The organism is Klebsiella sp. 7-CIP_Kleb. (genome assembly GCF_050378655.1).
In the GTDB taxonomy this organism is placed as follows: domain Bacteria; phylum Pseudomonadota; class Gammaproteobacteria; order Enterobacterales; family Enterobacteriaceae; genus Klebsiella; species Klebsiella quasipneumoniae.
In genome coordinates, this window is sequence record NZ_JBNRLJ010000001.1 from 1303674 (window position 1) to 1329286 (window position 25613).

Genomic DNA, 25613 nt, shown 5'->3' on the forward strand with positions numbered 1-25613 from the left:
AAAAAAACCTGCCCTGTACCTGCTGAGGAAGCCTATGAAAACGCCATTTCTCCGTCATCTGAGCGCCATCGCGCTGTGCCTCTGTACCACATCCGCCTTCGCCGCGGAGGCCCCGTCCCGCACCGAATGTATCGCGCCTGCTAAACCGGGCGGCGGCTTTGACCTGACCTGTAAGCTGATTCAGGTGAGCCTGATGGAAACCGGCGCCATCGAAAAACCGATGCGCGTCACTTATATGCCCGGCGGCGTGGGCGCGGTGGCCTACAACGCCATTGTCGCCCAGCGCCCGGCAGAGCCGGGGACCGTCGTCGCCTTCTCCGGCGGCTCGCTGCTAAACCTGTCGCAGGGTAAATTCGGCCGTTACAGCGTCGATGACGTGCGCTGGCTGGCGAGCGTCGGCACCGACTACGGCATGATCGCCGTGCGCGCCGATTCGCCATGGAAAGATCTGAAATCGTTTATAACCGCGATGGAGAAAAACCCCTCCAGTATCGTGATTGGCGCCGGGGCCTCCATCGGCAGTCAGGACTGGATGAAAGCGGCGCTGCTGGCGCAAAAAGCCAACGTCGACCCGCATAAAATGCGCTATGTCGCCTTTGAAGGCGGCGGCGAGCCGGTGACCGCGCTGCTCGGTAACCATGTGCAGGCAGTCTCCGGCGATCTCAGCGAGATGGTGCCCTATCTGCAGGGCAATAAAATCCGCGTGCTGGCGGTCTTCTCCAGTGAACGGCTGCCGGGGGCGCTCGCCGATGTCCCCACTGCAAAAGAGCAGGGCTACGACCTGGTCTGGCCGATTATTCGCGGCTTCTTTATGGGCCCGAAAGTCAGCGACGCCGAGTACCAGTGGTGGGTCGATGAATTCACTAAACTGCAGCAAACCGAAGCGTTCAAAAAGCAACGTGAACTGCGCGGCCTGTTTGAATTCAATATGAACGGCAAGGCGCTCGATACCTACGTTAAGCAGCAGGTCAGCGACTACCGCGAACAGGCGAAAGCCTTTGGCCTGGCAAAATAAACCGCGGAGGCGCTCATGAGCGATCGTATTTTTGCCGGAGTATGGCTGTTGTTATGTACTGGCGGTCTGTTTATCGCCTGGCAGATCCATAGCGAATACTCCTATGAACCCGTCGGCCCGCGCCCCTTCCCGCTCGGGATCATCGGCCTGATGCTGCTGTGCTCGGCGTTAATGCTGTTGCGTCGCCCGGACGCCGTCGAGTGGCCGGGACGGCATGTGCTGCAGCGTCTGCTGACCATGGTCGTGGTGCTGGTGGTGTACGCCTGGGGGTTTGAATGGCTCGGTTTTCTGTTGGCCACCGCGCTGCTGACGGCGATCATTGGTCTGCTGTTCGGCGCGACGCTGCCGGCGGCGGGCATTGCCGGCGTCGCGATGGGCGTGTCGTTATGGTACGCCTTCGACACCCTGCTCGATGTCACCCTGCCCCTCGGCATCTGGTTTAATTAACGGAGGCGTTTATGGATACCTGGATCTATCTCTCGCAGGGCTTCGCCGTCGCCATGACGCCGGAGAACCTGCTGATCGCCCTGATCGGCTGCTTTGTCGGGACGATCGTCGGCCTGCTGCCGGGGCTGGGCCCTATCAACGGCGTGGCGATCCTGCTGCCGCTGGCTTTCGCCCTTCACCTGCCCGCGGAATCGGCGCTGATCCTGCTGGCGACGGTCTATATCGGTTGCGAATACGGCGGGCGAATCTCATCGATTCTGTTGAACGTGCCCGGCGATGCCGCCGCCATTATGACCGCCCTCGACGGCTATCCGATGGCCCAGCAGGGTCGCGGCGGCGTTGCGCTGTCGATTTCCGCCGTCAGTTCCTTCTTTGGCTCACTGATCGCCATCGGCGGCATTATTTTGTTCGCGCCGCTGCTCGCCCAGTGGTCGCTGGCGTTCGGTCCAGCGGAATACTTCGCGCTGATGGTCTTCGCCATCGCCTGTCTTGGCAGCATGATGGCGCAGAACCCGCTGAAGTCGTTCCTCGCGGCGTTAATCGGCCTGGGTCTGGCGACGGTGGGAGTGGACGCCAATACCGGGGTTTACCGCTTCACCTTCGACAGCGTCCATCTCTCCGACGGCGTGCAGTTTATTGTGGTGGTGATCGGCTTGTTCTCGGTTTCGGAGATCCTGCTGATGCTGGAGAGCACCAGCGGCGGACAAACCCTGGTGCGGAAAACCGGACGGATGCTGTTTAACACCAAAGAGGCCGCACAGTGCGTCGGCGCGACGCTGCGCTCCTCGGTGGTGGGTTTCTTCGTCGGTATTCTGCCCGGCGCCGGGGCGACCATCGCCAGCGCCATTACCTACATGACGGAGAAAAAACTCAGCGGTAACAGCGATAACTTCGGCAAGGGAGATATTCGCGGCGTGGCGGCGCCGGAAGCGGCCAATAACGCCTCCGCCTGCGGTTCCTTTATTCCCATGCTGACGCTCGGCGTGCCAGGGTCCGGCACCACCGCGGTGATGATGGGCGCGCTGACGCTGTATAACATTACGCCCGGCCCGGCGATGTTCACCGAACAGCCGGATATCGTCTGGGGGCTGATTGCCGCCCTGCTGATCGCTAACGTGATGCTGCTTATCATGAACATTCCGTTGATCGGCCTGTTCACCCGTATGCTGACCATTCCGCTGTGGTTTCTGGTCCCGGCCATCGCCGCGGTCTCCGCCGTCGGCGTTTACGCGGTACACAGCACCACTTTTGACCTGTTGCTGATGGTGGGGCTTGGCGTGCTTGGCTACATCATGCGCAAAATGCACTTCCCGATGTCGCCGCTGATCCTTGGCTTCGTGCTGGGGGAGATGCTGGAGCAGAACCTGCGTCGCGCGCTGTCCATCAGCAACGGCAACCTGGCGATCCTGTGGCAAAGTGGAGTGACCAAAACGCTGCTGGTGCTGGCCATCGCCGTGCTGGTGGTGCCGCCGCTGCTGCGTCTGCGGCGTAAACAGCGCCAGCGTCGCGCCGAAGCCAATATCGGCTAAGCCGGCGAATTGACCCATTCGCGCAGCGCCCGGCGCGAGATCTTAATCCCACCGTTCTTTAACGTTTCCGGCAGCCGCAGCCAACGCACCGGCTGCTGGAAACGCGCCAGCCGCTCCGCGCTCCATGCCGCCAGCACGCTCATCTCGCAGCCGTCATCGCATTCCACCACCGCGACCGGACGCTGGCCATATTCCGCATCGTCCAGCGGCACGACAAACGCCTGTTGTATCTGCGGATGCGCCACGATGATCCGTTCCACCTCCTCAGGCTGGATCCCTTCCCCACCGCTGAAAAAGAGATTATCCAGGCGCCCGAGGAGAGTGAGCCGTCCATTGATGATCTCGCCGCGATCGCGGGTGGCAAACCACCCTTCGTCGTTGGTCAATGGCAACAATTGACCGTCGCGCCAGTAGCCCGCGGCCATACTCGCCGCCCGCAGCCAGACCTCGCCGGCAACGATTTTCATCTCCCGCCCCGGCAACGGCGCGCCCACATCCGCCGCGCCGTCGGCCTCTTTGGCGCAGACGGTGGAAGCAAATTCGGTCAGGCCATAGCCGCAGTAGGTGCGTACCCCCTGCCCCCGCGCCCGCTCGGTCAACTCGACCGGGATCGCCGCGCCGCCAAGCAGCACCGCCTTGAGGGAGAGCGCAGCACCGTCATTCAGCAGGCGCCACAGCTGAGTCGGCACCAGCGAAGCGTGGGTGCAGCCCTGCAGCATCTGCGCCAGCGGCTGTTTATCGCGCACCGTCAGCCGCGCGCCGGCCAGCAGCCAGCGCCACATAATCCCCTGTCCGGAGACATGAAACAGCGGCAGCGACAGCAGCCAGTCATCTTCTGCGGCAAACGGCATCAGCGCCAGCACGCCGGCGGCGCTGGCCAGATGGGCGCTGGCATCATGCACTGCCGCCTTCGGCAGACCGGTCGACCCCGAAGTCAGCGTCATTGAAGCGAAACGATCCCCGCGCCACGGCACAGCATGGGTTCCCGCTGCCGCCTGCAGGGTTAACGCCGGTAAATCCCCCGGCAGCGCATCGCCGTTAAGCACCAGCTGATGCTGGACGGTCAACGCTGGCAGCAGTTCCTGCAGCAACGCTGCGGGCAGCTGCGGATTCAGCGGCAGCACCCGCGCGCCGCACTGCAGCAGCGCCAGCCAGGCCAGCAGCGTCGACGGCTGGTTAAAAGCCTGCAGCGCCACCCCGTGACCTGCCGTTACGCCCTGCGCGGCAAAGCCGGCCGCCAGCGCGTCAACGTGGGCGCACAGGTCGCGCCAGGTCAGCGGCTGGTCATTCAGGCGCAGCGCTTGCGCCTCTCCGCGCCGCTGGCGCCAGTGGCGCCAGGGCCAGTCGTGAAAGGTCACAGCAGCGGCTCCAGCGTATCCATGTTGATCATCGGCAGGGTGCTTTCCGGCCACGGCCGCACCAGCTGGGCGCCCATCAGCGACAGGGTGTCCAGTCCGGGGATGGTCTGCGGCGTCAGCCAGGCGGCAACCCGCGCCAGCTGGGTTAACCCGAGGCTGGACTCGATTGACGAGCTGATCACCGCGCTCAGCCCCAGCGCATGGGCCGCGGCGACCTGCTGCTGAACCTGTTGTAAACTGCCGGTTAGCGTCGGCTTGATCACCACCGCGCGCACGCCCGGCTCGGCGACGAAGCGAAAATCCGCCTCGCGCAGGCTTTCATCCCAGGCGATAGCGATCCCGGTTTCGCGGCTAAAGGCTCGTGAGTCCTCCGGCGTTTTACAAGGCTCCTCAATAAAGGCAATGCGCTGGCGATACGCCGGATTGACGTATTTCGCAAACTGCTGCGCTTTCAGCGGCGTCCAGGCCCGGTTGGCATCCAGACGCAGCTGCAGGTCGGGGATGGCTTCCAGCAGCAGATTAACCACCATGCCGTCGCGGACCGCCTCCCAGAGACCCACTTTCACCTTAGCGACTTTCTCGCCGGGCATCGCCGCCAGTCTGGCGAACAGCTCATCCGGATCGCCGGAGCAGAGCGGCGCTGCGCGATAATCCGCGGCCAGCGGCAGCTCGCCGCTGAGCTCCGCCTGCGCGCAGCTGATGCCAAACGCGACAGAGGGCAGCGCAGGAAGCGCCGGCTCCGCGCCGTCGCGCCAGGCCTGCGCCCAGAGCAATAGCGCCGCCTGCGCCTCCTCCAGGGTCTCTGCGCTGAATCCCGGCAGGGGAGATATTTCCCCCCAGCCTTCGCGTTCACCCTCCCGCAGGCGGATGAACAGCCCATCGCGGGTTTTTAACCGCCGTTCGCGCAGCACCACGCCCGCGTCCATCGGTATCTGCCAGCGGTAAACCTGCGAAATGCGCATTAGGGATTCCGTTTAAATTTGCTGAAGTCCGGCTGACGTTTCTGGTTGAAGGCATTGCGGCCTTCCTGCCCCTCTTCCGTCATGTAGAACAGCATGGTGGCGTTGCCGGCCAGCTCCTGCAGACCGGCCTGGCCGTCGCAGTCGGCGTTCAGCGCCGCTTTCAGGCAGCGCAGCGCCATTGGACTGTTCTGCAGCATTTCCCGACACCAGCGCACCGTCTCTTTTTCCAGATCCGCCAGCGGCACCACGGTGTTCACCAGCCCCATATCCAGCGCCTGCTGGGCGTCATACTGACGGCAGAGGAACCAGATTTCCCGCGCTTTTTTCTGCCCGACGATGCGCGCCATATAGGAGGCGCCCCAGCCGCCGTCGAAGGAGCCGACCTTCGGCCCGGTCTGACCGAAGATGGCGTTTTCCGCCGCGATGGTCAGATCGCACATCATGTGCAACACGTGGCCGCCGCCGATAGAGTAGCCGGCCACCATCGCCACCACCGGTTTCGGGCAGGTGCGGATCTGGCGCTGAAAATCGAGTACGTTGAGATGATGTACGCCGGAGTCATCCTGATAGCCGCCGTAATCACCGCGAACTTTCTGATCGCCGCCCGCGCAAAAGGCTTTCTCACCTTCGCCGGTCAGGACAATCACCCCGATATTGTCGTCATAACGGGCATCCGCCAGCGCCTGGATCATTTCTTTGACGGTCAGCGGGCGGAAGGCGTTGCGCACCTGCGGGCGGTTGATAGTGATTTTGGCAATGCCGTCGGCCGATTTGTGGTAGCGAATATCGGTATAGCCTTCGGAACAATCGTGCCATTCAACAGGGGCATAGAGCATTGCTTCATCAAGAGAGATCATAGAATGTCCTTCAGTTAACTTGCCAAAATCTGCGCCAGACAGGCAATCACCGCCGCCGGGTTGTCCCGGTGCGCGTTGTGTCCGGCATGGTGAATAAGATGGAGATCCGCCGCGAGCGCCTGGGCGATGGCATGAAACTTCGCGTCGCGCTCGCCGCACAGGTAATGAAAGGGGAAATCGCGCGCCTGCAGGGATGCGCGCAGATCGGCCTGCCCGGCAAGGGAGGTTGCCTGCAACATCGCCGCCAGCGTCGCGCCGTTGTTCCGGCTGCGTAAGGCGACCAGCGCCGCGCGCTGCCCGGCGTTCAGTGAAGCGAAGACCGGCTGCTGATACCAGTCGGCAAAGACCTGCGCCAACGGCTCATGGCGAAAACGGTCCGCCCAGGCGCTGTCGTTGCTGCGCCGCACCAGCCGCGCTTCGGCATCCTGCAGGCCCGGATGGCCGCCTTCGACGATCAGGCCGCGCAGACCCGCGCGCGGCTGGCAGGCGAAGTTCATCGCCACCCGGCCCCCCAGCGAGTAACCGATCAGCCAGTATTTAAGTATGTTGTAACTATTAAGCGTAGCCTGCAGCAGGATATTGACCCCGGCAAAGTCCTGCACTGCGATATTCGCGGAGCCGCCGTGGCCCGGCAGATCGAGATACAGCCGCGGCCAGGCGCGAAACGCGTCGCCCACTTCCCGCCACTCGTTGCGGTCGCCGGAAAAACCGTGCAGAAAGACCAGCCAGGGATAACCCGGCTGGCCATGTTCGATAGCCGCGCTGAGAGTCACAGGCGGCTTACCTGCGCCAGCAGCTGCTGGAGGGTCTGTGTGCCGTCGGTCTCATTGACCGCCAGCTCAATCACCGTCGCCCCTGCACTGCGCCAGGCGCCGGCCAGCGCCTCATCCAGCGCCTGCCAGTCAGCCGGGCGATGATAGGCCAGGCCGAACATCGCCGCCGCGTGGCTGAAATCAACATCCTGCGGCATTAAGTAGAACTGACGCCGCTCGTCCTGCGGCGTCGGCAGCATGGAGAAAATCTGCCCGCCGTTGTTGTTCACCACGATCAGCACCAGCGGCGCCGACGCCTGGCGCAGTAGAGCCAGCGAGTTGAGATCGTACAGCGCCGAAAGATCGCCGACGATGGCCAGGGTTGGCCTGGCGCTGGCGCGCTGCACGCCGGCGGCGGTGGCGATCAAGCCATCAATGCCGCTGGCGCCGCGGTTGCTGTAAACCGGGTAGCCGGCCGGCAGCTGCGCCAGGGCGTCGATCAGGCGCACCACCAGGCTGTTGCCGACAAACAGTTGCCCCTGTTCCGGCAGATAGCGGCGAATTCGCTGCGCCAGCTGCGCTTCGCCAAAGGGTTCGTTGCTGGCGACCGCCGCCTCCCACGCCTGACGGGCCAGTTCAGGAATGGCCGTCGCCCACGGCTGGCGTTTCTCCGCCGGGTGCAGCTCAAGCCAGCGGTCAACGCTGGCAAGCAGACGGCGGCCGCGGTGCTGTGCCGGATCGAGACGACCGGGCAGATTATCCACCAGCCAGTATTCATCAGGCTCGCAGGTGGCCTGCCACTGCAGAACCCGCTTGCCGGTCAGGCTGCTGCCGAGCTGAACCACGATCTGCGCCTGCGCCAGCTCGCTCACCGCTTTGCCATTGCCCAGCCACAGGTCAGCGCACGGCAGCGGCTGCCCGGTCTGCGACAGGACATCGCCGATCAGCGGCCAGCCGAGGGTTTGGGCCCACTCGGCCACTTTTTTCCCTTCGGCAGCGCTCATTCTGCCCGCCACGACCACGCCGCGCTTTTGCCGCCAGAAGAACCAGTCGCGCTGTTTCTCACTTTCCCTCTGCAGCGCCTGACGCAGCCAGGGCTTATCGCTCTGCCACCAGCTGCCGAGCTGCTGCTGCCACTCCACGCCGGTATCATCCATATCGCCATACAGCGGTTCGGCGAACGGGCAGTTGATATGCACCCCGCCGGCGTGCAGCTCGCCCAGCGCCTGGTCGATGGTCGAGACCAGCCAGCGGGCGGAAATATCCTGCGAGGGACGCGGCAGAGAAATCGTCTGCGACGGATGGGAGGCGAACATCCCCGGCTGACGAATCGCCTGATTGGCGCCACAGTCGATCAGCTCCGGCGGACGGTCGGCGGTCAGGAGAATCAGCTTTTCCCCGGTGAGACCCGCCTCAATCAGCGCCGGATAGAGGTTCGCGGTGGCGGTCCCGGAGGTCACAATGACCGCCACCGGCTGGCGACTGGCTTTCGCCAGACCGAGCGCCAGGTGGCCGAGGCCGCGTTCGTCAAAATGGGTATGATGGATAAAGGCGCGGTTTTCCGCCGCCGCCAGGGTTAAGGGTGTCGAGCGCGAGCCCGGCGCGATGCAGATATGCTGCACGCCGTGGCGCGTTAAAGCTTCCAGGATCACTGCCGCCCAGCGTCGGTTAAATGCGCTTACTGACATGAAATTGTCCGGTATCAAATATTGATGCTAAGTATAGATAAGCCAAAGTGACGGCGTTTTGATATGCATCGTCATTCCCGCTTATGGACAGAGTAGCGAGCGCAGCCCGGCCGCTTTGTTGTCAATCTCCTGCCACTCCTGCAGCGCATCGGAGCCGCTGACGATCCCCGCCCCGGCATACAGTCGCAGGGTGTCGTTGTCCACTTTCGCCGAACGCAGCGCCACGCAAAACTCGCTTTGCGCCAGCGACAGATACCCGGCGGAACCGGCGTACCATTCACGGGAAAAAGGTTCATGGCGCTGAATGAATGCCAGCGCCGCCCGCCGCGGCAGGCCGGCCACCGCGGCGGTAGGCTGCAGCTGCAGCAGACAGCGGCTGTCGTCAGGCTCCGCCAGCTCGGTCCAGATGCAGCGTCGAAGATGCTGTACCTTGCGCAACCTCACCACCTGCGGCGGCAGAACGTCCAGCGTCGAGGCCTCACTCTGCAGGCGCTGGCAGATATCCTCCACCACCAGCATGTTTTCCCGCTGATTTTTGTCGTCTTTCATCAACCAGTCGGCCAGCTGCTGCGCCTTCGCGTCATCCTGATGGTTCGCGACGGTCCCCGCCAGCGCTTCGGTGCGCAGCAGCGCGCCGCGCCGGCGCCACAGCCGCTCCGGCGTGGAGCCGAAAAACGCCTGCCGGGGATTAAACGCCATCAGGAAATGAAAACAGTTAAGATTGCTGCGGCGGCTGGCCGCCATGATGCTCACGGCATCCAGCGGGGCGGCAAACTGCAGGTCGGTTGCCCGCGCCAGCACCACTTTATCCATGTCGCCGGCGGCAATGGCCTGCGTCGCCTGGTCTATCATTGCCTGCCATTGAGGATAGTCGGAGGAGTGGCGCTCGCTCAGCAGCGGCGGGATAGCGCCAGGGATCGCCTGGGCGGTGGTCAGGCTGGCGAGAAAATCACGCGCCGTCACGGCATCGTCGCGAAGGGAGCGGTCGCTGTGCAGCACCAGCCGCATCACGGCCCTGCCGCCGCACCGACGCCATTCCAGACGCGGCAGCACCAGCCGGCCCTGCTGCGGTTCAAACGCATTCAGGCCGCAGATGCGCAGATCCTGCCGTCCGGCCTGGTGTAAAAAGCGGTTCGCCGCGTCGAGCGAGGGAAAGCTTTTTACCGCCCCCAGCGCCGCCAGTTCCTCATCGCCATTGCGCTGTTGCCAGTAGAACTGCGGCCACTGCGGCTGCTGGCCGCACCATAGCAGCGGATCGAAGGCATCATTCAGCGGAAAGGCAATATCGATAATTCGCGTGCCGGGTGAGTCAGGAAAGGGCTCACTCAGGCCGTCACGTAAACGGGCCAGCGCAGTGGAAACAGACAGCACGCAAACCTCCACGGTGGTAAAACCCCACATTATAAGGGGTTCGACGGCGGAATAGCAGTACCCATGACGAGGGAGCGGGTTTTATCTCACCTGCACGCCGGCCCGGAACAGGGTTGGAATATGAGTGTTGAGGGGTCAAACAGCGCGGCTTTCCCGCGCCATGCCGATGTGCGGAATGCCATCCTCATCATAGACCTCAGTCACCGCCGTAAAACCGAAGTGGGCGTAAAAAGCTTGCAGGTGCGCCTGCGCCCCAAGGTAAATCGACTTTTGCGGCCAGTGCCGCTGACAGCTGGCCAGCGCCTGCGCCATCAGCTGATGGCCAAGCTTTTCGCCGCGCGCGGCGGGGCTGACGATAACCCTGCCAATCACCACCGGATCGTACATCTCTTCGCTTTTAAGGATCCGCGCATAAGCCACCAGTTCGCCATCGCGCCAGCCGAGCAGATGGCGATTTTCCCCAACCAAATCATCGCCGTCGACATCCTGATAAGCGCACTGCTGCTCCACGACAAAGACTTCGCTGCGCAGCTTCAGCAGCGCATACAGCTGGGGAACGGTGAGTTCACTATGATGGAGATCCTGCCAGGTCATCATCTGCTGCTCCTTATTGATATACTGATGTTTTGCGACTCGCCCTGAGGACACTGGACGATGGAATTAACTTTTTTGGGGACATCCGCCGGGGTGCCGACCCGCACGCGTAATATGACGTCGATAATACTCAATTTGCAACAGCCAACCCGCGCCGAAATGTGGTTGTTTGACTGCGGCGAAGGGACCCAGCATCAGTTTCTGCATACGCCCCATCATCCTGGCAAACTGAATAAGATCTTTATTACCCATTTGCACGGCGACCATCTGTTCGGCCTGCCCGGACTGCTGTGCAGCCGCTCGATGCAGGGGAATTCGCTGCCGCTGACGGTCTACGGACCAACAGGAATAAAAGAATTCATTGACACCGCGCTGCGCCTCAGCGGCTCGTGGACCGACTATCCTCTGACCATCATCGAAGTCGGCCCCGGTCTGGTGTTCGACGAAGAGGGCTATCGGGTCACCGCGTTCCCGCTTAGCCATCCGGTGGAGTGCTACGGGTATCGCATTGAGCAACACGACAAGCCCGGCGCCCTCGACGCCGCCCAGCTGATTGCCGACGGCGTGCCTCCCGGGCCGCTGTTTCACCGCCTTAAGCGCGGTGAACAGGTGACGCTGGCGGATGGCCGGGTGATCGACGGCAGCCGCTACCTGGGGCCCGCCACGCCGGGTAAAACGCTGGCCATCTTTGGCGATACCGCTCCCTGCCCGCAGGCGCTGGAGATGGCGCGCGGCGCGGATGTGATGGTCCACGAGACCACCCTGGAGCAGGCGATGGCGGAGAAAGCCAATAGTCGCGGCCACTCCTCCAGTCAGCAGACCGCGACGCTGGCTAAAGAGGCAGGCGTCGGCACGCTTATCGCCACCCACTTTAGCTCACGCTACGATGCCGAGGGCTGCCTGCGGATGCTGGCGGAATGCCGGGAGATTTTCCCGGACACCCTGCTGGCGGAAGACTTTATGGTTTACACGGTGGCGTAACATTCCGGGCATAAAAAAACCGCCATTCCGGCGGTTTTTTTATTGAGTCAATCCACTTACATCAGCGGCGTCGCCAGCTGCACGATGCTAATCAGCGGCTGCGGCCAGATACCGAGCACCAGCACCAGCAGGGCAGAGATCAGCACCACGATACCGCCAGCGCTGTACTGCCAGTTCGACGGCGCATCACGGTTCAGCTGCTCCGGCGCGCTCAGGTACAGGCTCACCGCCACGCGCAGGTAGTAGTAGAGACCGATCGCCGAGCCGACAACCACCGCGGCAACCAGCCACCACAGATGGGCGTGAACACCGACGGCCAGCACGTAGAACTTACCGATAAAGCCGAGAGTCATTGGGATACCGGCCAGGGAGAGCATCATCACCGTCATCACCGCCGACAGGATCGGACGGTGCCAGAACAGACCGCGGTAGGAGAACAGCGAGTCCGCGTCCGGGCCACGGTATGGGCTGGACATCAGGCTGACCACGCCGAACGCGCCGAGGCTGCTGAACAGGTAGCCGGCCAGGTAGACGCCAACGGCTTCCATCGACATTTCGCCGCTTTGCAGGGCGATCAGCGCCACCAGCAGATAGCCGAGGTGGGAGATAGAAGAATAACCGAGCAGACGTTTGATATTGGTCTGGCTCAGCGCCATCAGGTTACCGAAGATGATAGAGGCGAAGGCGATCAGCCCCAGCACCACGCGCACCGCTTCGCTGTTGCCCACCGGCATGTACAGGAACAGACGCATCACCACGCCGAAGATGGCGATCTTGCTGGCGGTCGCCAGGAAGGTGGAGACCGGCGCAGGCGCCCCCTGGTAAACGTCCGGCGTCCACAGGTGGAACGGCACCAGCGACAGCTTAAAGCCAAGACCGACGATCATCAGGCCGAGACCCGCCAGCAGCAGCGGCTCGTGCAGCGTGTTGTCCGCCAGGCTCTTGCCCAGCGCAAGGAAGGACAGGTTGCCGGAGTTCGCATACACCAGCGCCATACCGAACAGCAGGAAAGAGGAGGCTGCCGCGGAGAGGATGGTGTATTTGATGCTCGCTTCCAGCGAACGCTTCTGGCGGAAGGCGTAGCCGACCAGGCCGAACAGCGGCAGCGAGATTAACTCAATGCCGAGGAACAGCGCCGCCAGATGATTCGCACCGGCCAGCAGAATGCCGCCCAGGGCGGCGATCAGCACCAGCAGGTAGAACTCTTCTTTGTTGTCCTTGTAACCCTCAAGCCACGGATAGGCGAAAGTACAGGTGGCGAGACTCGCCAGCAGCACCAGCCCAGTGTAGAGCATCGCGTAGCCGTCAACGCGGATCAGCGGCGTGACGTCCATTGCCCCATTCTGGCCGACGAACCAGAGCGAGACCAGCGCGGCATTAAGCCCGAGAACCGACAGCGTGGCATTGAGAAAATGATTGCGTCGCCACGCAATGGAGAGCATCACAACCACCACCGTCAAGCCGACGATCAGCAGCGGTAGCAGTGCGATCAGTTGTTGTGGAGTTATTGTCATGGCGAATTACGGCCTTGTAGTAGAAACAGAATTAACAAACCACTGCTGAATGTTGCTCATCGCAGCATGCGAGGTGTCGAGGATCGGCTGTGGGAAGAAGCCCAACAGCACCAGCAGCACCACCAGCAGCAGGATGATAGACAGTTCACGCAGGGACATCCCCGGCAGCGCTTTCGCCGCGATTTCGCTTTTCGCTTTACCGAAGTAAGCGCGATGCAGCATCGACAGCGAGTAAACGGACGCGAATACCAGACCAAAGGTCGAGATCACGGTGATCACCGGCACCACTTTATAGCTGCCGAACAGGATCATAAATTCGCCGACGAAGTTACCGGTGCCCGGCATCCCCAGGGTGGCGACGGCGAAGAACATCGACATCGCCGGCAGCCATTTAATTTTGCTCCACAGACCGCCCATCTGACGCATGTCACGGGTATGTAGACGTTCGTACAGCTGGCCGCAGAGAATAAACAGACCCGCCGCGGAGAGACCGTGAGCAATCATCTGGATCACCGCCCCCTGATACGCCAGCTGGCTGCCGGTGTAGATAGCAATCAGCACGAAGCCCATGTGGGACACGGAGGTGTAGGCGATAAGACGTTTGATATCAGTCTGGGCAAAGGCCATCCACGCGCCGTAGAAGATCCCGATCACGCCCAGCCACATGGCGATAGGCGCAAACTCGGCGGAGGCGTTCGGGAACAGCGGCAGCGCAAAGCGCAGCAGACCGTAGGCCGCAGTTTTCAGCAGGATCCCCGCAAGGTCGACGGAACCGGCGGTCGGCGCCTGGGAGTGGGCGTCCGGCAGCCAGCCGTGCAGCGGCACCACCGGCATTTTCACCGCGAAGGCGATGAAGAAGCCGAGCATCAGCAGATATTCCACGCCGTGGGACATCGGGGTTTTCAGTAGCTCTTCATAGTTGAAAGTCCACACGCCGGTGGCGTTGAAGTGGACGAATGCCAGCGCCAGAATGGCAATCAGCATCACCAGGCCGCTCGCCTGGGTATAGATGAAGAACTTGGTGGCCGCCGTGATACGCGTTTTACCATCAGAGGCTTTGTGGCCCCACAGCGCAATCAGGAAGTACATCGGCACCAACATCATTTCCCAGAAGAAGAAGAACAGGAACATGTCGATGGCGAGGAACACGCCGATGACGCCGCCCAGGATCCACATCAGGTTGAGGTGGAAGAAGCCCTGGTATTTTTCGATTTCGCGCCAGGAACAGAGCACCGCCAGCACGCCGAGCAGGCCGGTCAGCACTACCATCAGCAGCGACAGGCCGTCGATCGCCAGATGAATGCTAATGCCGAAGCGTGGGATCCACGGCAGCACGAACTCAGACTGCCACTGCGGAATACCCGCGGATTGCGTCAGAGAATAGCCGCCCTGCATCCACAGCTGCAGGCCAAGCACCAGCGTCAGTCCCATGGTAATCAGCGCGATCCAGCGCGGCACTTTCACGCCAAAGCGTTCGGTCTGCCAGCACAGGAAGCCGCCGATAAAGGGGATTAATATCAACCAAGGCAATAACATGGTGATTTTTATTCCTTATTTAAGTCCGGTTCAGGCTATCTTACTCGTCATAACGAACTCCGGCTGTGCTCACAATCCTCACGTACTTTAGTACGCTCCGATTGCTCCGCGCAGGCGGCGTCCACTTTGACTTCGCCGATAACGCCTGTCCTTTACGACCTGATTTTCAACGAATTCTCACAGAAAATTCACTTCGGTTTGAGGCTTGTTTTGTCGGGTGGAGCTAATGCTTACCCGACCTACGCTCCCGTAGGCCCGGCAAGCACCGGGCCGCCGGGCAACACAATCGTTCTCAAACTCAACGCAATACCATCAGCAGCGCCAGCACCACCACCGCGCCAATGCTCATTGACGCCACATACCAGCGCAGATAGCCGTTCTCGCTCACCAGCAGGCCTTTACCTGCGAAGCGGGAGAGGAGCGCCGGGATGTTCATCAACGAGTTCAGCGGATCGCTCTTCAGCAGCCAGGCAATGCCGAGGAATGGCTTAACGAATACTTTGTCGTATAACCAGTCGAAGCCCCAGGCATGGAACCACCAGATACCGAAGAAGCGGCCAGGCGCGCTGTTGGCGATAGAGGTCACCAGGGTGCGTTTGCCCAGCCACAGCCATGCGGCGATCAGGATGCCGGCAATAGCGATGATCCCGGAGGCAATCTCCAGCGTCATCACGCTGCCGTGCGCCAGTTCAGTGGTCTGCGGTAAGACGCCTTCCAGCGGCGGCACGATCAGCGCGCCAACGAAGGTGGACAGCACCAGCAGCACAATCAGCGGCAGATGATGGGTGATCCCCTTCCCTGCGTGCGCGTGAATTTGCTCTTTACCGTGGAACACAATGAAAATCATGCGGAAGGTGTACAGCGAGGTCATAAAGGCGCCGACCAGGCCCGCCACCATCAGGTTGATATGACCGTTGGCCATCGCCCCCGCCAGGATCTCATCCTTACTGAAGAAGCCTGCGGTAATGAGCGGCAGAGCGGACAGCGCCGCGCCCCCCACCAGGAAGCAGACGTACACCAGCGGAATAGATTTGCGCAGGCCGCCCATCTTGAAGATGTTCTGTTCGTGATGGCAGGCGAGAATCACCGAACCAGACGACAGGAACAGCAACGCTTTAAAGAACGCGTGAGTCATCAGATGGAAAATCGCCGCGTCCCATGCCTGCACGCCCAGCGCGAGGAACATGTAGCCAATCTGGCTCATCGTGGAGTAAGCGAGAACGCGTTTAATGTCGGTCTGCACCAGCGCGGCGAAGCCCGCCAGCACCAGGGTAACCGCCCCGACGATCCCGACCAGATGCAGCACTTCCGGCGTCATCAGGAACAGACCGTGGGTACGGGCGATCAGGTAGACGCCCGCGGTGACCATGGTCGCGGCGTGGATCAGCGCGGAAACCGGCGTCGGACCCGCCATCGCATCGGCAAGCCACGTTTGCAGCGGCAGCTGGGCGGATTTACCGACCGCGCCGCCGAGCAGCATCAGCGTCGCCCACTGCAGCGTGGTGCTGCCGTTAGCAAAGTGCTGCGGCGCCAGCTCAACCATTTCGCGGAAGTTGAGGGTACCCAGTTCGTTGTAGAGGATGAACAGCGCGAAGGCGAGGAACACGTCGCCGACGCGGGTCACCACAAACGCTTTCATCGCTGCGGCGCCGTTCTTCGGATCGGTGTAGTAGAAGCCGATCAGCAGGTAAGAGCAGAGACCCACCCCTTCCCAACCCAGGTACATCAGCAGCAGGTTGTCGGCCAGTACCAGAACCACCATGCTGGCGATAAACAGGTTGGTGTAGGCGAAGAAGCGGGAGTAGCCCTCTTCACCGCGCATATACCAGGAGGCGAACATGTGGATCAGGAAGCCGACGCCGGTCACCACGGAGAGCATGGTCAGCGACAGGCCGTCCAGCACCAGGTTGAAGCCGATGTTGAAATCCCCTACCGACATCCAGGTCCACAGCGGCACGCTGACCGCCTGTTTGCCGTTAGCGAAAAAGTCGACGCCGACATAGGCGGTGACCAACGCCGCCAGGCCTACCGAGCCCATGCCAACGGTGGCGGAAAGGTTTTCCGACCAGCGCCCGCGGGAGAAGGCCAGCAGCACAAAGCCAATCAATGGCAAAAGAATGGTTAAGGCAAGCATGTTCATCCACGCAACTCACTTACTGAATCGATGTTCAGGTTCTGGCGGCGACGATGGAGCTGCAGCAGCAGCGCCAGACCGATACTCGCTTCCGCAGCCGCAAGGCTGATGGCCAGGATATACATAATCTGACCATCTGCCTGGCCCCAGTAGCTGCCCGCCACCACAAAGGCCAGCGCGGCGGCGTTAATCATGATTTCCAGGCTGATCAACATAAATAGCAGATTGCGGCGGATCACCAGCCCCGTCAGACCAAGCACAAACAGGATGGCCGCGAGGATCAGTCCATGTGTTAAGGGGATCATGCGTGTTCCTCCGTTTTTCTTTTGTCGCTGTCGTTCACGCGGTTGCTCAGCACCTCGCCGGCGCGCTCTTCGCGACCGATGTGGAAGGCGACCACCAGGCCCGCCAGCAGCAGCATGGAGGCCAGCTCCACCGCCAGGACGTACGGCCCAAACAGCGCAATACCCACTTCTTTAGCGTTGATTGCCGCGCCGTCGATACCCTGGTCGTTAATCCCCAGAATGGCGTAAACGATAACCACCAGCAGCACTGCGGAGAGGATGGCCGGGCCAATCCAGATCCCCGGCTGCAGCCATTTGCGTTCCTGTTCGATTTCGCTGCCGCCCAGGTTGAGCATCATCACCACGAAGACGAACAGCACCATAATGGCCCCAGCGTAGACGATAATCTCCAGCGCCCCGGCGAAGTACGCGCCCAGCGAGAAGAACACCCCGGCAATCGCTAACAGCGAAATGATCAGGTACAGCAGCGCATGCACCGGATTGGTGTGGGTGACGACCCGCAAGGTTGCGAGGATGGCGATCAGGCCACAGATATAAAAAGCGAATTCCATTGCCCTCTCCTTACGGTAACAGGCTCTTGACGTCGATCGGCTTAGCTTCGTTTTCCGCTTCGCCCTTATCTTTGCCGTCGATTGCCATACCCGCCATCCGGTAGAAGTTATATTCCGGGTATTTGCCCGGACCGGAAATCAGCAGATCCTCTTTTTCGTACACCAGATCCTGACGTTTGTATTCACCCAGCTCGAAGTCAGGGGTCAACTGGATCGCCGTGGTCGGGCACGCTTCTTCGCACAGACCGCAGAAGATGCAGCGTGAGAAGTTGATGCGGAAGAACTCAGGGTACCAGCGGCCGTCTACCGTCTCTGCTTTCTGCAGCGAAATACAGCCCACCGGGCAGGCTACCGCACACAGGTTACAGGCGACGCAGCGCTCTGCACCGTCCGGATCGCGCGTCAGCACGATGCGGCCGCGATAACGCGGCGGCAAATAGACCGGCTCTTCCGGGTACATCCGGGTTTCACGTTTGGCGAAGGCATGCAGGCCAATCATCCAGATACTCCGGACCTGGGTGCCGAACCCCACCAATAATTCTTTTAAGGTCATGTTCAATTCACCCCTTATTGCGCCTGCCAGAGAATGACAGCCGCCGTTACCAACAAGTTGACCAGCGTTAACGGCAGGCATACCTTCCAGCCAAAGGACATTACCTGGTCATAGCGCGGACGCGGTAATGATGCGCGGATCAAAATGAACATCATCATGAAGAACGCGGTTTTCAGCGCGAACCAGATGAAAGGAGGTAACCACGGGCCATTCCAGCCGCCGAAGAACAGCGTGACGATCAGCGCTGAAACGGTGACGATACCGATGTATTCACCCACGAAGAACAGACCGAACTTCATGCCGGAGTATTCAATGTGGTAACCATCGGCCAGCTCCTGCTCCGCTTCCGGCTGGTCGAACGGGTGACGGTGACACACCGCCACGCCGGCGATGGCGAACGTCACGAAGCCGAAGAACTGCGGGATAACGTTCCACAGATGCGCCTGGTTGTTGACGATATCGGTCATATTGAATGACCCCGCCTGCGCCACCACGCCCATCAGGGAGAGGCCGAGGAACACTTCGTAGCTTAGGGTCTGCGCGGAAGCACGCATCGCCCCCAGCAGGGAGTATTTGTTGTTGCTCGACCAACCGGCGAACAGCACCGCGTAAACCGCCAGGCCTGCCATCATCAGGAAGAACAGGATCCCGATGTTCAGGTCAGCCACCACCCACGTCGGGCTGACCGGCACGATAGCGAAGGCCAGCAGCAGCGAGGTAAAGGCGATAACCGGCGCCAGAGTAAAGATCACGCGATCGGAAAAGCGCGGGATCCAGTCCTCTTTAAAGAACATCTTGATCATGTCGGCGACCAGCTGCAGCGAACCACCCCAGCCCACCCGGTTTGGCCCGTAGCGGTTCTGGAACAGACCGAGCAGACGACGCTCGCCGAAGCTCATGAACGCGCCGCAGGTGACCACCACCAGCAGAATGACCACGGCCTTCAGGATGCTTAACAGAATGTCGATAAGATCCGGCGTTAACCAGCTCATGCTTTCGCCTCCTGCAGTGAATCAATACGCGATCCGGTCAGTACCGGCGCAATGCCCGGCATGCCCATCGGTAAGCCAACCTGTCCTGCGGTCAGACCTTCAGAGATAACCAGCGGCAGACGCAGGGTCTGGCCTTCCACGCTAAAGGAGAGCATCGCCCCGGCGTTGACGCCAAGCTTCGCGGCATCCGCCGGGTTCAGCTTGATGTACGGCTCAGGCATCCGGCTCTGGAACACCGGCGCGCGCTGTGACAGCTCATCGCTGCCAAACAGGTGATAGTAAGGTGCGATACGCCATTTCCCCTCTTCCGCCTGGAAGCTGGCCGGCACCGCCGTGAAGTATTCCAGCCCGCTGGCGGAAGCTTCAAACAGGCGGACGCCCGGATCGCCATGGCGCAGTTTCCCGCCCACTTCATCCTGGAACTTGTTCCATGCCTGCGGGGAGTTCCAGCCCGGCGCCCAGGCGAACGGGATCTGCGAACGCGGGGCAGACGGCTGGTTGTTCCCTTCCATGGAGAAGGCGAACATCGTGTCTTTATCCTGCGGCTGACGCGGCTCGTGGACGCTGATGTTAGCGCGCATCGCCGTGCGGCCGCTGTAGCGGTGCGGTTCACGCGCCAGTTTCTGCCCACGAATGCGGAAGGTCGCATCCGGCGCGGCATCTTTTATGCCCGCCAGCTGCGGCAGTGCGGCAATCGCGGCATCGATAACATGGTCCAGCTGCGTCCAGTCAACCTGACGGTTGTTAACGGTGCTGTGCAGAGAATGCAGCCAGCGCCAGCTTTCCAGCATCACGGTTTTCGCGTCGTAGTAGGCCGGGTCGTAGACCTGGAAGAAACGCTGGGCGCGGCCTTCGTTGTTCACCACGGTACCGTCGCTTTCCGCAAAGCTTGCTGCGGAGAGCACCAGGTGCGCTTTGTCCATAATCGCCGTGCGCTGATGGTCAACCACCATCACCAGCGGCGCTTTGGAGAGCGCTGCGTCGACGCGGGAGGCGGAAGCATGACGGTGAAGGTCGTTTTCCAGCACGATAACTGCGTCTGCGGCGCCGCTTTCCAGTTCGTCGAGCGCCTCTTCAAGCGAGCCGCCGCCGATCATGCCCAGACCGACGCTGTTCACCGCGCGGGCAACCATCGTGATGCCAACATCGGCGCCGCGGCCTTTCAACGCTTTCGCCACGTTAGCGGCAGCCTGAATGATTTCCATGCTGCCGGCGTTAGTGCCGGAGATAATCAGCGGTTTTTTCGCCCCGGCCAGCGCCTGAACGATCACATCGACTTTACCCTGCAGGTCCTGGCTCAGGCCATCAACCGCCGGCGCGCTGTCATCCAGCGCATGGGCGATAGCAAAGCCCAGACGCGCCTGATCTTCCACCGGCGCGCGGTAGGTCCACGCCGCGATGTCATCGAGGCGAGTGTCGTCGATATTAGTGACAAATAACGGATGCTTGGCGCGCTGTCCGATGTTGAGAATTGCCGCAATCTGCCAGTCGGCCACTTTCTGCGCCGCCGCCATTTCGCGTGCTTTCCCTTTCACCGCCTGGCGTACTGCCAGGGCAACGCGCGCGCCGGTCTGGGTAATGTCTTCGCCCAGCACCAGTACCGCATCGTAGGATTCGATATCGCGCAGCGTCGGGGTATGGATCCCGCCTTCGCGCAGCACTTTAAGCATCATCTGCAGGCGCGCTTGTTCGCCTTTGGCGATGCCGGTATAGAAGTTTTCGCTACCGACCAGCTCGCGCAGCGCGAAGTTGCTTTCAATGCTGGCGCGCGGAGAACCGATACCAATGACTTTCTTCGACTGGCGCAGGATATCCGCCGCCCCCTGCATCGCCTGTTCGGCGTTGAGCGCGATCAGATCGTCGCCGCGGCGCTGAACCGGCTGACGCGGACGATCTTTGAGGTTTACGTAGCCATAGCCGAAACGACCGCGGTCGCAGAGGAAGTAGCGGTTAACGGTCCCGTTATAGCGGTTTTCGATACGACGCAGCTCGCCATAGCGTTCGCCAGGGCTGATGTTACAGCCAATGGAACACTGCTGGCAGATGCTCGGCGCAAACTGCATGTCCCACTTACGGTTGTAACGCTCGGAGTGCGTTTTATCGGTGAAGACGCCGGTCGGGCAAACTTCCACCAGGTTGCCGGAGAATTCGCTTTCCAGCGTGCCATCTTCCGGGCGGCCGAAGTAGACGTTGTCATGAGCGCCATAAACGCCCAGATCGGTGCCGTCGGCATAATCTTTATAGTAGCGCACGCAGCGGTAGCAGGCGATGCAGCGGTTCATTTCGTGAGAAATAAACGGCCCCAGATCCTGGTTGCGGTGGGTACGCTTGGTAAAACGATAGCGGCGGAAGCTATGGCCGGTCATCACCGTCATATCCTGCAGGTGGCAGTTGCCGCCCTCTTCGCAGACCGGGCAGTCGTGCGGGTGGTTGGTCATCAGCCACTCCACCACGCTTTCGCGGAACTGCTTCGCTTCGCCGTCGTCGATAGAAATAAAGGTGCCGTCGGATGCCGGAGTCATACAGGACATCACCAGGCGACCACGCGTGTCTTCCGCGTTCTGATATTGCTTCACCGCACACTGGCGGCAAGCACCGACGCTCCCTAGCGCCGGATGCCAGCAAAAGTAGGGAATATCAAGCCCAAGAGAGAGACAAGCCTCCAGCAGGTTGTCCGCTCCGTTGACCTCGTATTCTTTGCCGTCTACATGAATCGTAGCCATTAGCGTGCTTCCAAAAATAAAAAAACCTTTAGATTACCAGCGCGTCTTAAGCAGGTTCGGCTGAATCCCGTTGATTGCATGGGTATTGCTGAACTGCTGCTTAATGCCAGCCTCGAATTCTTCGCGGAAATATTTAATCGCGCTCTGCAGCGGCTCAACCGCGCCCGGCGCGTGCGCGCAGAAGGTTTTCCCTGGGCCCAGGAATCGACACAGTTGCTCAAGCGTTTCGATATCGCCAGGCTGACCTTCGCCGCGCTCCAGGGCGCGCAGGATCTTCACGCTCCACGGCAGACCATCGCGGCACGGCGTACACCAGCCACAGGACTCGCGGGCAAAGAACTCTTCGAGGTTGCGCACCAGCGAGACCATGTTGATCTCGTGGTCAACGGCCATCGCCAGCGAGGTGCCCAGACGGCTGCCCGCTTTACCAATGCTTTCGAACTCCATCGGCAGATCGAGGTGCGCTTCGGTGAGGAAGTCGGTCCCTGCCCCACCCGGCTGCCAGGCTTTAAACTTCAGGCCATCGCGCATACCGCCGGCGTAATCTTCAAGGATCTCGCGGGCCGTGGTGCCGAACGGCAGCTCCCAGACACCCGGGTTCTTCACGCGGCCGGAGAAGCCCATCAGCTTGGTGCCGGCATCTTTACTGGTGGAGATGTTCTGGTACCACTCGACGCCGTTAGCCAGAATCGCCGGCACGTTGCACAGGGTTTCCACGTTGTTGACGCAGGTCGGCTTACCCCACACGCCGGAGCTCGCCGGGAACGGCGGCTTGGAGCGCGGGTTAGCGCGGCGGCCTTCCAGGGAGTTGATCAGCGCCGTCTCTTCGCCGCAGATATAGCGTCCTGCCCCGGTGTGGACAAACAGCTCGAAGTCAAAACCAGTGCCGAGGATATTTTTCCCCAGCAGGCCCGCCTCGGTGGCTTCGGCAATCGCGCGGCGCAGATGCTGGGCCGCTTCGATATACTCTCCGCGCAGGAAGATGTAGCCGCGATAAGCCTTCAGCGCAAAGGCGGAGATCAGCATGCCTTCCACCAGCAGGTGCGGGAGCTGCTCCATCAGCAGGCGGTCTTTATAGGTGCCCGGCTCCATCTCATCGGCGTTACACAGCAGGTAACGGATGTTCATGGATTCGTCTTTCGGCATCAGGCTCCACTTCAGACCGGTGGAGAAGCCCGCGCCGCCGCGCCCTTTCAGGCCAGCGTCTTTTACCGCCGTGACGATCTCGTCCGGCGCCATGCCGGTCAGCGCTTTTCGCGCCCCTTCATAGCCATTTTTGCTGCGATACTCGTCCAGCCAGACCGGCTGCTTGTCGTCGCGCAGGCGCCAGGTGAGCGGATGCGTTTCCGCAGTACGAATTACGGTTTTCATTTGTACTGCTCCAGCAGGTCAGGAATTGCCTCCGGCGTCAGATGGCTGTGAGTGTCCTCATCAATCATCATGGTCGGTCCCTTGTCGCAGTTGCCCAGGCAGCAGGTCGGCAGCAGGGTAAAGCGGCCATCAAAGGTGGTCTGCCCTGGCTTGATGTTCAGCTTCTTCTCGATGGCGGCCTGAATCCCCTGATAGCCGGTAATGTGACACACCACGCTGTCGCAATAGCGGATCACGTGACGGCCAACCGGCTGGCGGAAAATTTGGCTGTAGAACGTCGCCACGCCTTCGACGTCGCTGGCCGGGATGCCCAGCACATCGGCAATGGCGTAGATCGCGCCATCCGGCACCCAGCCGCGCTGTTTCTGAACGATTTTCAGCGCTTCGATGGACGCCGCACGCGGGTCTTCGTAGTGGTGCTTCTCGTGCTCAATAGCCTCACGCTCTGCCGCACTCAGCTCAAAAGCCTCGGTTTGTGGTTGTTGATTCTCGTGCATAATTAGCGGTCCACGTCTGACATAACAAAATCGATACTACCCAGATAGACGATCAGGTCGGATACCAGGCTGCCGCGGATCGCCGACGGGATCTGCTGCAGGTGCGCAAAGCTCGGCGTGCGGACGCGGGTACGGTAGCTCATGGTGCTGCCGTCGCTGGTCAGGTAGTAACTGTTAATCCCCTTGGTCGCCTCAATCATCTGGAAGGATTCGTTGGCCGGCATGACCGGGCCCCACGATACCTGCAGGAAGTGGGTGATCAGGGTTTCGATATGCTGCAGCGTGCGCTCTTTCGGCGGCGGCGTGGTCAGCGGGTGATCCGCTTTGAACGGCCCTTCCGGCATATTGTCGAGGCACTGCTGAAGAATGCGCAGGCTCTGGCGCAGCTCTTCGACTTTCAGCATCACGCGGGTGTAGCAGTCAGAAACGCCGCCACCGGTCGGGACTTCGAAGTCGAAATTTTCGTAGCCAGAATAAGGACGCCATTTACGCACGTCGAAGCCGATACCTGTGGCGCGCAGGCCTGCGCCGGTGGTGCCCCACTCCAGCGCCTCTTTGGCGGTATAGGCTGCCACGCCGACGGAACGGCCCTTCAGAATGGTGTTGCGCAGGGCGGCTTTTTCATAGGAGTCCAGACGCTTCGGCATCCACTCGAGGAACTCACGCAGCAGACGATCCCAGCCGCGCGGCAGATCGTGCGCGACGCCGCCGATGCGGAACCACGCCGGGTGCATACGGAAACCGGTGATCGCTTCCACCAGATCGTAGATTTTCTGCCGATCGGTAAAGGCGAAGAAGACCGGCGTCATCGCGCCGACGTCCTGAATAAAGGTTGAGATATACAGCAGGTGGCTGTTGATGCGGAACAGTTCGGAGAGCATCACGCGGATCACGTTGACGCGATCCGGCACGGTGATCCCGGCCAGTTTTTCTACGGCCAGCACGTACGGCATCTCGTTGACGCAGCCGCCAAGGTATTCGATACGGTCGGTGTACGGGATGTAGCTGTGCCAGGACTGGCGCTCGCCCATCTTCTCGGCGCCGCGGTGGTGGTAACCGATATCCGGCACGCAGTCGACGATCTCTTCGCCATCCAGCTGCAGAATAATGCGGAAGGCACCGTGCGCGGACGGGTGGTTCGGACCGAGGTTGAGGAACATGAAGTCCTCGTTGTCGGTGCCGCGTTTCATGCCCCACTCTTCCGGTTTGAAAGTCAGCGCTTCCATCTCCAGATCCTGTTTGGCTTTGGTCAGCTCAAACGGATCGAATTCGGTGGCGCGCGCCGGGTAGTCTTTACGCAGCGGGTGGCCTTCCCAGGTCGGCGGCATCATGATGCGACGCAGATTTGGGTGGCCATCGAAGGTAATACCAAACATTTCCCAGGTTTCACGCTCATACCAGTTGGCGTTGGGGAACAGTTTGGTGAAGGTTGGCAGATGCAGATCGTTTTCAGACAGCGCCACCTTGAGCATGATGTCGCGGTTGCGGTCGATGGAAATCAGGTGATAGAAAACGGAAAAATCCGCGGCGGGCAGGCCATCGCGGTGCGTGCGCAGACGTTCGTCCATACCGTGCAGGTCAAACAGCATCACGTAAGGCTTCGGCAATTTCTTCAGGAAATCACCCACCTCAAGCAGCTGCTCGCGCTTGACCCATACCACCGGTACGCCGGTGCGGGTTGGCTGAACGGTAAAGGCATCCGGCCCAAAGCGGTTGCGCAGTTCGCCGATCACCGGGTCATCAAGGTGATCGCGGGTTTGCCAGGCTGGTGCGGCGTCATGCGCGGTTAAATCGGTCATATTGTTCACCATTGCAAAAGGTCCGTGGTGACTGCCGGGCGAGACTTCGCGCTGTTGTAGATTGATTTGCGAAGTGTTTCTCCC

General features: G+C 61.0%; 22 protein-coding genes. 4 read left to right on the forward strand and 18 right to left on the reverse strand.

All coding sequences use genetic code 11. The features are described from left to right. Positions 1–34: 34 nt before the first annotated feature. From ACQUTI_RS06320 to ACQUTI_RS06330, 3 genes are read left to right on the forward strand one after another with little or no spacing between them, the layout of a single operon-like run. Complete coding sequence (locus ACQUTI_RS06320) at positions 35–1015, forward strand: Bug family tripartite tricarboxylate transporter substrate binding protein (protein ID WP_135698862.1); 981 nt, start codon at positions 35–37, stop codon at positions 1013–1015. Positions 1016–1030: 15 nt separating this feature from the next. Then, the gene (locus ACQUTI_RS06325) at positions 1031–1462 is read left to right on the forward strand and encodes a tripartite tricarboxylate transporter TctB family protein (RefSeq protein WP_114508329.1); all 432 of its coding nucleotides are present in this window, start codon (positions 1031–1033) and stop codon (positions 1460–1462) included. A gap of 11 nt (positions 1463–1473) precedes the next feature. Continuing rightward, positions 1474–2991: a tripartite tricarboxylate transporter permease gene (locus ACQUTI_RS06330; protein WP_004201726.1), complete on the forward strand. Its 1518-nt coding sequence runs from the start codon at positions 1474–1476 to the stop codon at positions 2989–2991. Here ACQUTI_RS06330 and menE read toward each other — a convergent pair. From menE to ACQUTI_RS06365, 7 genes are all read right to left on the reverse strand, one after another. Beyond that, positions 2988–4349, reverse strand: a complete 1362-nt coding sequence (menE, locus tag ACQUTI_RS06335) for an o-succinylbenzoate--CoA ligase (RefSeq protein WP_186601609.1) — start codon at positions 4347–4349, stop codon at positions 2988–2990. The genes ACQUTI_RS06330 and menE overlap by 4 nt on opposite strands. After that, a complete protein-coding gene (menC, locus tag ACQUTI_RS06340; RefSeq protein ID WP_122542840.1) occupies positions 4346–5311 on the reverse strand; it encodes an o-succinylbenzoate synthase in 966 nt (321 codons plus the stop codon). Before menC ends, menE begins: the two co-directional genes overlap by 4 nt. Then, a complete protein-coding gene (gene menB, locus ACQUTI_RS06345) occupies positions 5311–6168 on the reverse strand; it encodes a 1,4-dihydroxy-2-naphthoyl-CoA synthase (protein ID WP_004201730.1) in 858 nt (285 codons plus the stop codon). Before menB ends, menC begins: the two co-directional genes overlap by 1 nt. Positions 6169–6182: 14 nt before the next feature. Then, the gene (gene menH / locus ACQUTI_RS06350; RefSeq protein ID WP_122542842.1) at positions 6183–6941 is read right to left on the reverse strand and encodes a 2-succinyl-6-hydroxy-2,4-cyclohexadiene-1-carboxylate synthase; all 759 of its coding nucleotides are present in this window, start codon (positions 6939–6941) and stop codon (positions 6183–6185) included. After that, complete coding sequence (menD, locus tag ACQUTI_RS06355) at positions 6938–8608, reverse strand: 2-succinyl-5-enolpyruvyl-6-hydroxy-3-cyclohexene-1-carboxylic-acid synthase (protein ID WP_122542844.1); 1671 nt, start codon at positions 8606–8608, stop codon at positions 6938–6940. The genes menH and menD overlap by 4 nt, the downstream gene beginning before the upstream one ends. 81 nt (positions 8609–8689) lie before the next feature. Beyond that, complete coding sequence (gene menF, locus ACQUTI_RS06360; RefSeq protein WP_069603737.1) at positions 8690–9979, reverse strand: isochorismate synthase MenF; 1290 nt, start codon at positions 9977–9979, stop codon at positions 8690–8692. A 135-nt stretch (positions 9980–10114) separates the two neighbouring features. After that, entirely contained in the window at positions 10115–10576 is a 462-nt protein-coding gene (locus ACQUTI_RS06365; protein ID WP_122542846.1) for a GNAT family N-acetyltransferase, read from the reverse strand. A 57-nt stretch (positions 10577–10633) separates the two neighbouring features. Here ACQUTI_RS06365 and rnz point away from each other — a divergent pair, with 57 nt between their 5' ends. After that, positions 10634–11554, forward strand: a complete 921-nt coding sequence (gene rnz, locus ACQUTI_RS06370) for a ribonuclease Z (protein WP_004201736.1) — start codon at positions 10634–10636, stop codon at positions 11552–11554. A gap of 56 nt (positions 11555–11610) precedes the next feature. Here rnz and nuoN read toward each other — a convergent pair whose 3' ends face one another. The 11 genes from nuoN to nuoC form a co-directional block, all read right to left on the reverse strand. Further along, positions 11611–13068, reverse strand: coding sequence for an NADH-quinone oxidoreductase subunit NuoN (nuoN, locus tag ACQUTI_RS06375; protein WP_004201737.1), 1458 nt, complete (start codon positions 13066–13068; stop codon positions 11611–11613). A 6-nt stretch (positions 13069–13074) separates the two neighbouring features. Continuing rightward, positions 13075–14604, reverse strand: a complete 1530-nt coding sequence (gene nuoM, locus ACQUTI_RS06380) for an NADH-quinone oxidoreductase subunit M (RefSeq protein WP_004201738.1) — start codon at positions 14602–14604, stop codon at positions 13075–13077. A 298-nt stretch (positions 14605–14902) separates the two neighbouring features. Then, positions 14903–16744: an NADH-quinone oxidoreductase subunit L gene (nuoL, locus tag ACQUTI_RS06385; protein ID WP_108433381.1), complete on the reverse strand. Its 1842-nt coding sequence runs from the start codon at positions 16742–16744 to the stop codon at positions 14903–14905. Further along, positions 16741–17043 (reverse strand): NADH-quinone oxidoreductase subunit NuoK, encoded by a 303-nt coding sequence (gene nuoK / locus ACQUTI_RS06390; protein WP_002913148.1) that lies wholly within the window; start codon positions 17041–17043, stop codon positions 16741–16743. Before nuoK ends, nuoL begins: the two co-directional genes overlap by 4 nt. Then, positions 17040–17594, reverse strand: coding sequence for an NADH-quinone oxidoreductase subunit J (nuoJ, locus tag ACQUTI_RS06395; RefSeq protein ID WP_004201743.1), 555 nt, complete (start codon positions 17592–17594; stop codon positions 17040–17042). Before nuoJ ends, nuoK begins: the two co-directional genes overlap by 4 nt. Positions 17595–17604: 10 nt before the next feature. Further along, positions 17605–18147 (reverse strand): NADH-quinone oxidoreductase subunit NuoI, encoded by a 543-nt coding sequence (gene nuoI / locus ACQUTI_RS06400; RefSeq protein WP_002913152.1) that lies wholly within the window; start codon positions 18145–18147, stop codon positions 17605–17607. 14 nt (positions 18148–18161) lie between these two features. Continuing rightward, on the reverse strand, positions 18162–19139 hold the full coding sequence (gene nuoH, locus ACQUTI_RS06405) for an NADH-quinone oxidoreductase subunit NuoH (RefSeq protein ID WP_002913156.1): 978 nt from the start codon (positions 19137–19139) through the stop codon (positions 18162–18164). Next, positions 19136–21862 (reverse strand): NADH-quinone oxidoreductase subunit NuoG, encoded by a 2727-nt coding sequence (gene nuoG, locus ACQUTI_RS06410; RefSeq protein ID WP_122542848.1) that lies wholly within the window; start codon positions 21860–21862, stop codon positions 19136–19138. The genes nuoH and nuoG overlap by 4 nt, the downstream gene beginning before the upstream one ends. 33 nt (positions 21863–21895) lie before the next feature. Further along, positions 21896–23233: an NADH-quinone oxidoreductase subunit NuoF gene (nuoF, locus tag ACQUTI_RS06415; protein WP_002913158.1), complete on the reverse strand. Its 1338-nt coding sequence runs from the start codon at positions 23231–23233 to the stop codon at positions 21896–21898. Then, a complete protein-coding gene (gene nuoE / locus ACQUTI_RS06420) occupies positions 23230–23730 on the reverse strand; it encodes an NADH-quinone oxidoreductase subunit NuoE (RefSeq protein ID WP_002913160.1) in 501 nt (166 codons plus the stop codon). The genes nuoF and nuoE overlap by 4 nt, the downstream gene beginning before the upstream one ends. A 2-nt stretch (positions 23731–23732) precedes the next feature. After that, positions 23733–25541 (reverse strand): NADH-quinone oxidoreductase subunit C/D, encoded by a 1809-nt coding sequence (gene nuoC / locus ACQUTI_RS06425; protein ID WP_004201746.1) that lies wholly within the window; start codon positions 25539–25541, stop codon positions 23733–23735. Positions 25542–25613 lie beyond the last annotated feature (72 nt).